10 protein-coding genes are annotated in these 13,373 nt (G+C 67.8%); 9 read left to right on the plus strand and 1 reads right to left on the minus strand.

Annotated features, from left to right (window positions below; all coding sequences use genetic code 11):
• Positions 1–27 precede the first annotated feature (27 nt).
• The 6 genes from ASD86_RS03760 (at position 28) to ASD86_RS03785 (ending at position 9,332) form a co-directional block, all read left to right on the plus strand.
• Complete coding sequence (locus ASD86_RS03760; RefSeq protein ID WP_056106908.1) at positions 28–4,599, plus strand: non-ribosomal peptide synthetase; 4,572 nt, start codon at positions 28–30, stop codon at positions 4,597–4,599.
• Positions 4,596–5,939, plus strand: coding sequence for an MFS transporter (locus ASD86_RS03765; RefSeq protein ID WP_056106910.1), 1,344 nt, complete (start codon positions 4,596–4,598; stop codon positions 5,937–5,939). Before ASD86_RS03760 ends, ASD86_RS03765 begins: the two co-directional genes overlap by 4 nt.
• A 252-nt stretch (positions 5,940–6,191) precedes the next feature.
• Positions 6,192–7,007: a DUF6875 domain-containing protein gene (locus ASD86_RS03770; protein WP_056106912.1), complete on the plus strand. Its 816-nt coding sequence runs from the start codon at positions 6,192–6,194 to the stop codon at positions 7,005–7,007.
• Between the two features lie 40 nt (positions 7,008–7,047).
• Complete coding sequence (locus tag ASD86_RS03775) at positions 7,048–8,391, plus strand: NAD(P)/FAD-dependent oxidoreductase (RefSeq protein ID WP_056106914.1); 1,344 nt, start codon at positions 7,048–7,050, stop codon at positions 8,389–8,391.
• 76 nt (positions 8,392–8,467) lie between these two features.
• Positions 8,468–8,815 carry a hypothetical protein gene (locus ASD86_RS03780; RefSeq protein ID WP_056106916.1) on the plus strand — a complete coding sequence of 116 codons (348 nt, stop codon included), beginning with the start codon at positions 8,468–8,470 and terminating at the stop codon, positions 8,813–8,815.
• A gap of 64 nt (positions 8,816–8,879) precedes the next feature.
• Positions 8,880–9,332: a hypothetical protein gene (locus ASD86_RS03785; RefSeq protein WP_056106918.1), complete on the plus strand. Its 453-nt coding sequence runs from the start codon at positions 8,880–8,882 to the stop codon at positions 9,330–9,332.
• A gap of 31 nt (positions 9,333–9,363) precedes the next feature.
• On the opposite strand, the gene ASD86_RS03790 is transcribed toward ASD86_RS03785, so the two are convergent.
• The gene (locus ASD86_RS03790) at positions 9,364–10,818 is read right to left on the minus strand and encodes a PLP-dependent aminotransferase family protein (protein ID WP_056106920.1); all 1,455 of its coding nucleotides are present in this window, start codon (positions 10,816–10,818) and stop codon (positions 9,364–9,366) included.
• A gap of 88 nt (positions 10,819–10,906) precedes the next feature.
• Here ASD86_RS03790 and ASD86_RS03795 point away from each other — a divergent pair, with 88 nt between their 5' ends.
• From ASD86_RS03795 to ASD86_RS03805, 3 genes are all read left to right on the plus strand, one after another.
• The gene (locus ASD86_RS03795) at positions 10,907–11,602 is read left to right on the plus strand and encodes a glutathione binding-like protein (RefSeq protein WP_056107162.1); all 696 of its coding nucleotides are present in this window, start codon (positions 10,907–10,909) and stop codon (positions 11,600–11,602) included.
• Positions 11,603–11,862: 260 nt separating this feature from the next.
• Positions 11,863–12,666, plus strand: a complete 804-nt coding sequence (locus ASD86_RS03800) for a hypothetical protein (RefSeq protein WP_056106921.1) — start codon at positions 11,863–11,865, stop codon at positions 12,664–12,666.
• A gap of 134 nt (positions 12,667–12,800) precedes the next feature.
• Positions 12,801–13,274: a cupin domain-containing protein gene (locus ASD86_RS03805; protein ID WP_056106923.1), complete on the plus strand. Its 474-nt coding sequence runs from the start codon at positions 12,801–12,803 to the stop codon at positions 13,272–13,274.
• The last annotated feature ends 99 nt before the right edge of the window (positions 13,275–13,373 follow it).

Consider the following 13,373-nt stretch of genomic DNA (forward strand, 5'->3'; position numbering starts at 1 on the left):
CGCACTCTCAAGGACGAACCGCACCGCATGAACCAGTCTTCTTCCAATCCCGCCGACATCGTCGCCGGCACCGGCGCCGACACCGTCGTTTCCGACGCGGCGGCCGAGCGTCTGGCGCGACTAAGCCCGCAACAGCGCGAGCTGCTGTTGCGTCAGCTCGCCGCGCGCAATGCCGCGGCCACGCCGAAGCCCGACGCGGTGACGCGTCGCAGCGTCGCCGGCGTGCCGTTGCCGTTGTCGCCGGCGCAGCAGCGGATGTGGTTCTTCGAACGGTTCCAGCCGGGCACCGGCGCGTATCACGTCTGCGATCACCTGCGCCTGCGCGGCGCGCTCGACCTCGCCGCCTTGCGCAACGCGTTCGCGCGGATCGTGCGCCGTCACGACACCTTGCGCACCGGCTTCAGCGAAGTCGCCGGTGAGCCGCGCCAGACGGTGTTCGACGAAGTAGTTTTCGACATTCCGACCATCGACCTGAGCGGACTGGCGCCGGACCTGCGCGAGCAGGAAATTCAGCGTCTGGTCGACGCCGAGACCGAGCGTCCTTTCGATCTGGGCAAGCCGCCGCTGATGCGCGCGAGTCTGCTGCGGGTCGATGCGCACGATCACGTGCTGATGGTCGTGCTGCATCACATCATTTCCGACGCCTGGTCGATCGGAGTGATCTACGACGAACTCGGCCGCCTGTACACGGCCGGCCTCGACGGCGCCTCGCCCGATGCGCTCGACGCGGCATTGCCGGAACTACCCGTGCAGTTCGGCGACTGCGTGTTGTGGCAGCGCGAACCGGCGCAGGAACAAAGAGTCGCCGCGCACATGACGTTCTGGCGCGATGCGCTGGCCGGTCACGCCGGCCTGCTCGATCTGCCCACCGATCTGCCGCGTTCGGCGACCGCGCTCGGCCGCGGGCGCCGGCAATCGCTGCAACTGCCCAAGGCCTTGGCCGACGGCGTGGCCGAACTCGCGCGGCGCGAAGGCGCGACCTTGTTCATGGCCTTGCTCGCGGCGTTCCAGACCTTGCTCGCGCGTCACAGCGGCCAGGACGACATCGTGGTCGGTTCGCCGGTCGCCAATCGCGGCTTGGCCGAATCGACGCCGTTAATCGGCCTGTTCGTCAACACCGTGGCGCTGCGCGGCGATCTCAGCGGCGATCCGTCGTTCCGCCAGTTGCTGGCGCGCACGCGTTCGCACTGCCTGGATGCGTTCGAACACGTGCAGGCGCCGCTCGAACGCGTGGTCGATCAACTGCGGATCGAGCGCGTGCCCGGCCGCACGCCGCTGTTCCAGACCATGTTCGTCTTGCAGAACGCGGTCGGCGCGCCGTTGACCCTGCCCGGCCTGGAGCTGGACTGGATCAATCCACAGACCCAGGCCGCGCGCTTCGAACTCACCTTGTCGCTGGCCGCCGGATCCGACGGCATCAACGGCGTGCTCGACTACGACATCGACTTGTTCGACGCCGGCACCGCCGAGCGTCTGCTGCGCCAGTTCGAACATCTGCTCGGCGATGCGGTCGCGCATCCCGATCGGCCGCTGTCGCAGCTCGCGCTGCTTGACGAGGCTGATCGCAGCGCATTGCTGCATTTGGGTCACGGAGGCGACGCCGAACTCGATGACGCGAACGAGCATTTGTACGCGATGTTCGCGCAACAGGCCGCGCGCACGCCCGATGCGGTTGCCTTGATCGAACCGGGCCGCGAACTAACCTATCGCGAGCTGCTGCAACGCGCCAACGGCCTCGGCCTCGCCTTGCAGGCGCTCGGCGTCGGCGCGGAATCGCGGGTCGGCGTGCTGACCGATCGCTCGATCGAAGCGCTGGTCGCGGTGCTCGGCGTGCTCGCCGCGGGCGCGGCTTATCTGCCGCTGGACCCGGCGCATCCGGACGAACGCCTGCATTTCCTGCTCGACGACACCGCCGCGCTGGCGCTGCTGGCGCCGCCGCAATGGCGCGCGCGCGCCGAGGCCTTGAACCTGCGCGTGCCGGTGCTGATCAGCGATGAAGTCGCCGCATCGGCCAGCGCGCCCGTGGTCGAATTCGCGCCCGAGCACGCCGCCTACGTCATCTACACCTCCGGTTCGACCGGCCAGCCCAAGGGCGTGGTGATCGAACACCGCGGCGCGGCCAACCTGACTCGCGGCTTCATGGCGCGGCACGATTTCCGCGATCAGCGCCTGCTGATGATCCCGCCGCTGGTGTTCGACGCTTCGGTCGGCGATGTGTTCCCGGCGCTGGCGAGCGGTTCGGCGCTGGTGCTGCATCCCAACCCGACCGAGCTGGGTCCGTTCGAACTCGAAGCGTTCTGCCGCGAGCACCGGATCAGCGCGATCGACGCGCCGGCCGCGCTGTGGCGGCGCTGGAGCGAAGGCTGGTCGACGATCGTGCGCAGCGAACCGCTGTTGCCGCATCTGCGCCTGATGATGATCGGCGGCGAGAGCGTCGCGGTCGAACAGGTGCGCCGTTTCGCCCAGATCACCGACGGGCGGGTCGCGCTGAGCAATCACTACGGCCCGACCGAGACCTCGGTGTGCGCGGCCATGCTCAGCACGGTCGATGCCAGCGAGTACCTAACTCGCGAGTTGCCGATCGGCCGGCCGTTGCCGGGCGTGCGACTGTACGTGCTCGATCCGCACGGCGCATTGGCGCCGCGCGGCGTGGTCGGCGAGCTGTGCATCGGCGGCCTCGGCGTCGCGCGCGGCTATCTCAATCAACCTGAGCTCAGCGCGGCGAGTTTTCCGCCCGATCCGTTCGCGGCCGATGGCCGGCTGTACCGCACCGGCGATCTGGCCCGCTGGAACAGCGACGGCAGTCTGCAGTTCCTCGGCCGCCGCGATCATCAGATCAAGCTGCGCGGCTTCCGCATCGAACTGGGCGAGATCGAAACCGCGCTGGAATCGCATGCGCAGGTCGAAGCCGCGGTGGTGCTGCTGCGCGAGGACCGGCCCGGCGACAAGCGTCTGGTCGCCTATGTCGTCGCCGACGAAGCCAGCGGGCCGAATCAGTGGCGCGAGCATCTCGCCCGCAGTCTGCCCGAAGCGCTGCTGCCGTCGGCGTATGTGCGTCTGCCGGCGATGCCGCTCAATCGCAACGGCAAGGTCGATCGCAAGGCGCTGCCCGAACCCAGCGCCGAATTGCTGGTCGAACGCACCCTGATCGAAGCGCAGACCGACACCGAACGCGCCGTGCTCGCGGTGTGGCGCGAGGTGCTCGGCCGCGAGGAGATCAGCGCCGACGACGATTTCTTCTCGATCGGCGGCGATTCGCTGATGACCCTGCCGCTGGTGTTCAAGCTGCATGCCGCGCTCGGCGTGGAGCTGCCGCTGGCCTCGGTGTTCGCCGCGCCGACCCTGGCCGCGCAGGCGCGTCGCATCGACGAGCTGCTGTCGGGCGAAGCGGTCGAGGAATTCGATCTGGCCGCGCAGGTCCAGCTCGCCGACGATATTCACCCGCGCAGCGCCGCGTTGCCGGCGGTCTCGCGCGCCAATCCGCGTTCGGCCTTCATCACCGGCGCCACCGGTTTCCTCGGCGCCTACATGGTGCGCGAGTTGCTCGACGTGACCAGCGCCGAAGTCGTGTGCCTGGTGCGCGCCGCGGACGCCGACGAAGGTCTGGCCCGGATCCGCGCCAACCTGCACGGCTACGGCCTGTGGCGCAGCGGCGACGAAGCGCGTCTGGCGATCGTGCTCGGCGACCTCGCCCAGCCGCGCCTGGGCCTGGACGAAGCCGCGTTCGACGCGCTCGCGCAACGCGCCGAAGTGATCTTCCACAACGGCGGCCAGGTCAACTTCCTCGCGCCGTATCAGCATCTGGAAGCGGCCAATGTCGGCGGCACCCGCGAAGTGTTGCGGTTGGCGACCTTGCACCGGATCAAGCCGGTGCATCTGGTCTCCACCCTCGGCGTGTGCCTGACCGCGTCGAACCTCGATCGCACCGTGTTCGAATCCGATCCGCCGCCGAGCGCCGACGAACAATACGGCGGCTACAACCAGAGCAAGTGGGTCGGCGAACAACTGGCCCTGGTCGCGCGCGAACGCGGCCTGCCGGTGGCGATCTATCGGCCGGCGCGGATCACCGGCGACAGCCACACCGGCGCCAGCAACCTCGGCGATTACTTCAACGCCTGGCTCAAGGGCTGCGTGCAGATGGGCCGCGCGCCGCATCTGCCCAACGAAGCCTTCGACATGGCCCCGGTCGACTACGTCGGCCGCTCGATCGTGCGCATCGCGCTCGGCGCGGGCGACGCCAACGGCAACTTCCATTTCTATAACCGCCGCCGCCTGCCGATCCCGACCGCGGTCGCGACCCTGCGCGAAGCCGGCTTGGCGCTGGAAGAAATCGACTACTTCGAATGGCGGCGCGAATTGCTGGCGAACGCGGCCGTCTCGCGCGACAACGCGCTGGCGCCATTCGCCGGCCTGTTCCCGTCCAACCCCGATCCGCGCGAACCCAGCTTCGATTGCAGCGCGACCACCCGCGCGGTCGAACCGCTCGGCTTGATCTGTCCGCCGGCCGACGCCGCCTTGCTGCGCCTGTACGTGCGCTTCCTGCAATCGCGCGATTTCTTTCCCGCGAATACTCGTGCGGCGGCCGAGGTGAGCGCATGAATCCGTGGGCGGGCCTGCGCAATTTCCTGCTGATCTGGTTCGGCCAACTGGTCTCCGGCGTCGGTTCGCGCCTGACCGCGTTCGCGCTGGGGGTGTGGGTGTTGCAAAGCACCGGCTCGACCACGCGCTTCGCGATGGTGTTCGTGGCGATGGCGGTGCCGTCGCTGCTGATCTCGCCGATCGCCGGCGCGTTGGTCGATCGCTGGGACCGGCGCCGTACCATGATCGTGTGCGAGGCGATCTCGGCCACGACCATGCTGGTGATGGCGGGTCTGCTCGCGAGCGGCCATCTGGCGATGTGGCATATCTACGCCGGCGTCGGCATCACCGCGCTGGCCAATGCGTTCCTGCAACCGGCCTATGCGGCGAGCATTCCGCTGCTGGCCACCTCCGATCAGCTGACCCGGGTCAACGGCCTGGTCCAGACCGGTTTCGCGATCGCCCAGGTCGGCGGCCCGCTGCTGGCCGGCATCCTGGTCAGCACGATCTCGATGCAGGGCGTGTTGATCGTCGACGCGCTGACCTTCGTGACCGGTCTGCTGGCGCTGGTGTGGGCGCGGATACCGCGGCCGCAGCGCAGCTCCGACGACGAGGAACGCGGCCTGTGGCACGAAGCGGCGACCGGCTTCGCCTACGTGCGCGATCGCCGCGGCCTGTTCGGCCTGCTGATCGTGTTCGGCCTGAGCAACTTCATGTTCGGCATCGCCAGCATCGCGATCACGCCGCTGATTCTGTCGTTGGCCGATCCGGCATTGCTCGGCATGCAGATGGCGATCGGCGGCGTCGGCCTGTTGCTCGGCGGCGTGGCGATGACCACCTGGGGCGGACCGCGCCGGCGCGTGGTCGGCGTGCTCGGTTTCTCGATGCTGGCCGGCCTGTTCCTGGCCGCGCACGGGCTGCGCCCGTCGTTCGCTTTGGTGGTGGTGGCCGGGTTCCTGTTTTTCCTCAGCGTTCCGATCATCAACGCCAGCAACGCCACGCTGTGGCAGAGCAAGGTGCCGGCCGATCTGCAGGGCCGCTGCTTCGCGATCCAGCGCGTGCTCGCCGAAGCGGCGATGCCGCTGGCGTTCTGCCTGGCCGGACCGTTGGCCGAGCACGTGTTCGAACCGTTGATGGCCATCGACGGTCCGCTCGCCGGTTCGATCGGTCTGTTGATCGGCACCGGTCCCGGCCGCGGCCTGAGCCTGATGTTCATCGTGCTGGGCTTGTCGATGGTGGCGATCGCCGCGGTCGCCTGGTCGGTGCGTTCCATTCGCGAAGTCGAAGAGCAGTTGCCCGACGCGCCGGTCGCGGTCGAGCACGGCGAGATCGACGAGACCCCAATCAAATGCGTGGCCTGAGTCGCTCAGGCATCAACAAGGAGTCGTTCATGCAAGACCCACTCATCGATCCAGGGCCGTATCGCGCGGTACGCGACCGTCGCGACCGAAGCTGTACACCGCCGCTCGACGACGCGTTCGCCGGCGGCGAACGCGGGTAAGGATTCAAACGCAGTGCCTCGCCGATGCCGGCGAGTTATGGACGGACTCGCGCACGCGCATACACCGCGGCACGGTCTGAGCTAAGCCAAGTGATGCAGGGATGAAATGGCAATGACCCCAGACAACGACTCGACTTCGGTCATCGACTCCGACCGCCTGCTGATGCAGGGACAGGCTTTCGTCGAGAGCCCGATCGCCGCGGTGCGCGGCAAACTGCTGCAGGCCTCCGTGGTCGAACGCGAACAGGACCCGAGCGCTCCGCTGCCGCAGACCGTGGCGTGGATCCGCACCTTCCTCGCCCGTCCGCACCCGGACGTGGGCCGGCCGGGACCGGTGTGTCCGTTCACGCCGACCGCGCTCGCGCTCGACACGATCTGGCTGGCGGAAATCCACGACCGCGATGTCAGCGTCGACAGGATTACCCAATTGATCGGGGAATACCGCGACCTGTTCGCCGAAATCGAACCGCGCACCGGTCAGGTGGCGATCAACAAGACCGTGCTGATCGTGTTCCCGCATCTGGGCGACGAAGCGGCGGCGTTCATCGACGAAGTGCAGCAGCAGTTGAAGCCAAGCTTCGTCGACCTGGGCCTGATGCTCGGCGAGTTCCATGCGACCAACGAAAGCCCCGGCTTGCGCAATCCGGACTTCCGCCCGCTGCGCAGCCCGGTGCCGATGCTCGCGATCCGGCACATGGTCGAAACAGACCTGCCGTTCCTGCGCCGCTCGCTGGATACGCCGCAGGTGCGCGGCCAGTACCTGCGTTCCTACCTGCGCCGACTCGGCCCGACGGTGCGGCGCAACTACTTCGAGCAAGCGGTCACCGCGCTGGTCGATGCGGAACTGGAAGTGCGCGCGCTGAAGCGGTCCAAGGCGGACAAGACCGCCGACAAAGCCGCCAAGACCGACAAAGCGGCGCGCGCCTGAGCCGCCGCCGATACCTTCGAATGTACGGATACTCACTTCGATGACTGAGCAAGACATCAACGCCGGCGGACGCGTGGCGATCGTCGGCGGCGGCCTGGCCGGTTCGCTGCTGGCCTTGTCGCTGGCGCGCCAGGGCGTGGGCGTGGACGTGTACGAACGGCGCCCGGACCCGCGCGTCGGCCTGAGCGAGGGCGGACGCTCGATCAACCTGGGCCTGTCCAAGCGCGGCATCCAGGCGCTGACCGAGGTCGGCCTGATCGACCAGGTGATGCCGCTGTCGGTGGTGATGGGCGGCCGCGTGATCCACGCGCCCGACGGCAGCACCCGCTTCCAGCCCTACGGCAAGGACCGCGGCGAAGTGCTGCACTCGATCGACCGCAACGAACTCAACCGGCTGCTGCTCGATCACGCCCAGCGCCATCCGCAGGTGCGCCTGCATTTCAACCATCGCCTGGACCGGATCGACAAGGCCCGGCGTGAACTGGAATTCGATCACGACGGCGAGAAAGTACGCGCGCAGCCGGCCTGGGTGGTCGGCGCCGACGGCGCGTTCTCGCGCGCGCGCCAGGAAATGCAGCGCGGCGAACGCGCCGACTACCACCAGGAATACCTGGAATGGGGTTACAAGGAACTGAGTCTGGCGGCGCTGCCCGGCGGCGGCTCGCAGATCGAACTCGAAGCGCTGCACGTGTGGCCGCGCGTGCATTGCTTCTTCGTCTCGCATCCCAATCGCGACGGCTCGCATACGCTGACTTTGTTCCTGCCGCATGAAGGCCCCGATAGCTTCGCCACCACGCGCAGTCCGGATGAAGTGCGCGCGTTGTTTGGCAAGTACTTCCCCGACTTGATCCCGCTGCTTCCTAACTTGGTCGACGACTGGGTCAGTCATCCGACCGGTTCGCTGATCACCACCCGCACCGCGCCGTGGAGCATGGACGAGTGGATCGTGCTGGTCGGCGACGCCTGCCACGCGGTGTATCCGTTCTACGGCCAGGGCATGAACTCGGCGTTCGAGGATTGCTCGGCGCTGATGGCCGCGTTCGCCGCGCATCCGCGCGACCGCCGCGCCGCCTTCATCGCTTACGAGCAATCGCGGCGGCCGCACACCGATACCCTGGCCGAGCTGTCGAAGGCCAATTTCATCGAGCTCAAGCAGAAGGTGCAGTCGTTCTGGTTCCTCGCGCGCAAGCGCGTCGACGCCGCGCTGAACCGCGTGCTGCCCAAGACCTGGCTACCGCTGTACACCATGATCGCGCACACCACCATGCCGTACGGCGACGCGCTCAAGCGCTCGCGGCAGCAGGAGAAGATCCTGCTCGGCGCGGTCTCGGCGTTGGCGCTGGTGGTGGTCGGCGCGGGCGTGTGGGTGGGCCGGCTGCTCTGAGTCCGGTCCGGCGGTGAGCCGCTTGCAGCAGGCGGATTTCATCGGATCGACACGATCTTGCGATAAGGATATCGGCATGAACGAGAACTCTGCGACCCAAGCCAGCCTGCCCCCAGCCGCCCTGACCGACGTCGGGGCCATCGAAATCGGTGTGAGCCAGGATGGGCTCGCCCGCTGCGGCGAGCGCGAACTGGGGCTGTTGCGCGCATTGCACGGCTCGCGCGACGACGCGGCAATCCGGATGCCGTCCCATGGCGGCCCCGGCCTGGGCGGCGGATTGAGCCCCGATGAGCAGGCGCTGCTGCTGGCCGCGTTCGGCATCGATGCGCGCACCCGCCCCTTGAGCCTGCTCGCGGTCGATTTCATCCGCACCCGCCGGCGTCTGCGCGACGCGCGGCCGCGGATCGCCGACGCGACCTGCTGAGTCGGCCGCGGCGAAGCACGACTACACTGATGGCGTCCAAACCGCCGCCATCGCGTAACGATCGATGATCCGCCGCAAGACCCAGCTCGACAGCACCGGTTGCGGCCTGGCCTGCGTGGCCATGCTAGGCGACATCGGCTACGCGCAGGCGCGTTCGCTCGCGCGGCAGCTCGGCATCGTGCCGAAAGCGCCCGGCGAAGCCAGCGGCGGCGCCACGCGCGGCAGACGCAAGGCCTACTACACCAGCGCCAACGAACTGGCGCGGATGCTGCGCCTGCTCGGCGCGCGCCCTGGCCGCGAGCGCATGCTCGAGCGGGCCGACGCGCTCGACAGCGACGGCATCCTCGGCATCAATCCCAACCCGCGCGACGGCAGCTGGCATTGGGTGGTGTACATCCACGACGACGACGGCGGCTACGTGCTCGATCCGAATCCGCGCGTGCGCAGCGAACGCCGCAACGATCTGCGCCGGATGCGCTGCCGCAGTTTCCTGCCGGTGCATTCGCGTACGGACTGATCGCGACGCGATCGCGCGCCGATCGCGCCGGTTACAACGACTCCAGCGCGCGCCGAACCTTTCGCAACGCCACGCCGATCTCATCGGCATCGATCACCCCATAACCGAAGGTGATCGCCGGCCGCGGCAACGGCGCGATCGCGTAATCGTCGATCGTCTGCGCGCCCGGCAACAGCGGCAGCGCGCGCGCCATGATCGCCGGCGCGAGCGCCGGGTCGCGGATGCGCGCGGCCAGATGCAGGCCGGCCTCGCACGGAATCGGCTGCATCCACGGGTCCAGTTCATCGCGCAATCCCGCCAGCAAGGCCTCGCGCCGCTCGCCGTAGATCGCGCGCATGCGCCGCACATGCCGGGCCAGATGGCCGTCGCGGATGAACGCGGCGAGCACCGACTGGGTGACGGTGTCGCAATGCGAATCGGCGCAGTGCTTGACCGTGATCAAGGCATCGCGCGCCCACGCCGGGGCGACGATGAAACCCTTGCGCAGCGCCGGGAACAGGCTTTTGGAAAACGTGCCGACGTAGAACACCAACGCATCGCGGTCCAGCGTCTGCAAGGCATCCAGCGGCCGCCCGCCGAAGCGGAACTCGCCGTCGTAGTCGTCCTCGATCACGATCGCGTTACGTCGCCGCGCGAAGTCGAGCAACGCGCGCCGCCGCGACAGCGACAAGGCCACCCCGGTCGGCGACTGATGCGATGGGGTCACACTGATCACACGCACGTCCTCGGGCAACTGCTCCACGCACAGGCCTTCGTCGTCGACCGGTATCGGCACCAGTCGCGCACCGGCGGCGGCGAACGCGGCGCGCACCGGCGGATAACCGGGCTCCTCGACCGCGACTTTCGTAACGCCCGGCGTCACCAGCAGACGCGCGAGCAGATCGAACGCCTGCTGCGCGCCCGAGATCACGATCACATCCTCGGCCACGCACGCCACCGCGCGCGCGAACGCGACGTGCTGGGCGATGGCCTCGCGCAACGGCGCGATGCCTTCCGACGGCGGATAGCTGAAACGGGTCTTCGACCACGCGCGCAACGATTGCGCCGACAAACGCCGCCATACGTCGTGCGGGAAATGGCGATGATCGGGAATGCCGAGGCGGAAGCAGCGCTCGGGCAGGTGACGCGGCGGTTCGGGGCGCAGGAACGGCGTGCGCCACAAAGGATTGAGTCGCGGGTCTTCGATGCCGGCGGCCAGCGAGCGCGGTCCGCGCCGGTCGCGGCGTCCGGCGACGTCGGCGACCACCGCCTTGGCGCCGGCGCGCGGGGTCGCGTAACCCTCGGCGATCAACAGGTCGTACGCGGTCACCACGGTGTTGCGGGCGATCCCCAGCGCGCTGGCGACCTGGCGCGTGGCCGGCAGCGCCGAGCCCGCGGTCAGGCGCCCGTCGAGGATCGCCGCGCGCAGTTGCTGGTGCAGCGCCTGGGTCAGGCTGCCCTGGCCGCGCTCCGGCAGGGCCAGCGGAAACTGGAAAACTGGTTCCATGGAATCTACCCAATCTGGACCAACCATGGCACCAGCTTACCCCTAAGCTGACCTCATGAAAGCGGCCCTCGCCGCGCGGAGCGCCCCCATGATCGACCTGTATTTCGCCGCCACGCCCAACGGCCTGAAGCTGCGCCTGTACCTGGAAGAGACCGGCCTGGCCCACCGCGTGGTGCCGGTCAAGCTGTCCGCCGGTGAGCAGTTCGCGCCGGACTTTCTGGCGATTTCGCCGAACAACAAGATCCCGGCGATCGTCGACCACGCGCCCGTCGACGGCGGCGAGCCGCTGGCGGTGTTCGAATCCGGCGCGATCTTGCTCTACCTCGCGCGCAAGACCGGACTGCTGTGGCCGCGCGAGGAACGCGCGCAACTGCAGGCCACCCAATGGCTGTTCTGGCAGATGGCCGGACTCGGCCCGATGACCGGCCAGGCCGGACACTTCCGCGCCCACGCGCCCGAAGCGGTGCCGTATGCGATCGAGCGCTACACCCGCGAAGTGAAGCGTTTGTTCGGCGTGCTCGACCGGCAATTACAGGGACGCGACTTCATCGTTGGCGACACCTATTCGATCGCCGATGTCGCCTGTTATCCGTGGATCGTGCCGCATGCGGGCCTGGGCCAGACCTTAGCCGATACGCCGAATCTGCAGGCCTGGTTCGAACGGATCCGCGCGCGGCCGGCAACGCAGCGTGCGTATGAGGGCGTCGAAGATCCTTATGCGAAAGCAGCGAATTTCACTGACGAGGAGCGCAAGGTTTTGTTCGGTCAGGGCGCGAAGACGTAAGCGGCGACCGCCGTGCAAGCAGCGACGCGGCTCGCACACCAGCGCCGTCGTGCCGCATGAATAACGCCCCTGGCCGCCATCGCCCGCCAAGACCGGAACTCCGCTTCATCCGGTAACACCGACAAGTCACTGGATCCCCGCGTTCGCGGGGATGACGGAATCGGGAAAAACGAATCGAACCCAAGACGGCCAACGCTGTCACGGCAACGCTTTGCCCACTCGAACCACAAACCCCCATCGCCACCTCGACGAGGCCCGCCATGCATCCGATCTGCGAAACCTGCGGCACCCAGTTCGCCGAATCCTCCGCGCCGCCCGAGCACTGCCCGATCTGCGAAGACGAACGCCAGTACGTCGGCTGGAACGGCCAGCGCTGGACCACCCATGAAGCGATGGCGCAGCACTACAGCCTGCGTTTCGAAGACGATGCCGGCGTGCTCGGCATCGGCCTGAGCCCGGACTTCGCCATCAACCAGCGCGCGGTCTATCTGCAGACCGACGCCGGCAACATCCTGTGGGAATGCCTGACCCTGGTCACCGACGAAGCCGTGGCCGAATTGAAGGCGCGCGGCGGCGTCGATCTGATCGCGATCTCGCATCCGCATTTCTATGCCTCGATGGTCGAATGGAGCCAGGCGCTCGGCGGCGTGCCGATCTATCTGCACGAGGCCGACCGCGAATGGGTGCAGCGCGACTCGCCGCTGATCCGCTATTGGAGCGGCGACGAACTGGCGCTATCGCCCGACGTCACCCTGATCCGCTGCGGCGGCCATTTCACCGGCAGCACCGCGCTGCACTGGCGGCGCGGCGGCGAACGCGGCGACGCGCTGTTCCCCGGCGACGCGTTGCAGGTCGTGTCCGACCGTCGCCACGTCACCTTCATGTACAGCTACCCGAACTACATCCCGATGAAGCCCAGCGATGTGCATGCGATGCAAGAGCGCGTGTCGCGCTACGGCTTTGAGGATGTTTACGGCTACACCTGGGGTCGCAACATCATCGGCGGCGGGCGCAGCGCGGTGGATGGTTCGTTCGAGCGCTATTTCGCCGCGATCGCGGCTTGAGCAGCGTTGCGTGATCGGAGGACACGCAAGCGATGCTGGCTCAGGCGAGTGGTTTGCGCTCGTTGAACGCCGCCTCGGCTCTCGGAGTTCTTCGGTCCCTTCTTGATTTTCGACCTTTCAATGGAGCTGTTGCCATGACGCTTGGTCCCGACACCCTGCATCAATACCTGCCGGCGCGCATCAGCACCAGCGCCGACCTGCCCTGGATTCCCTCGGCCACGCGCGGCAAATACGCCAAGCCGCTGCGCTTCTTTGCCGAGGACCGCGGCTTCGTCGAACTGCTGCGCATGGACCCCGGTGTGACCATGCCGCTGCACCGGCATACCGGCGAGATCCACGCCTACAACCTCAGCGGTACCCGTCAACTGTGCACCGGCGAACTGATCGGCCCGGGCGACTACGTGTTCGAACCGTCCGGCAACGTCGACTGGTGGAAGATCGTCGGCAACGAACCGATGATCGCGCTGGTGGTGGTGATGGGCACGGTCGAATTCCTCGGCCCGGGCGGCAGCGTTCGCGCCCGCGCCAACGCCACGACCCAACGCGCGGAGTACGAGCAGTACTGCCGCGAGCATCGTCGGGCGATATTGGACCTGACCGATCGCTGAGGCTCGGCGGGACGCGAATCGCCACTCGATGCGGGTGAGCGCATACAGCGAAACGCAAGGCCGAACCCGATTAATTCGGTCCGCGGCTCGATCGCTCCG

The sequence above is a fragment of the Lysobacter sp. Root690 genome, from assembly GCF_001427785.1.
Classification (GTDB): Bacteria; Pseudomonadota; Gammaproteobacteria; order Xanthomonadales; family Xanthomonadaceae; genus Lysobacter.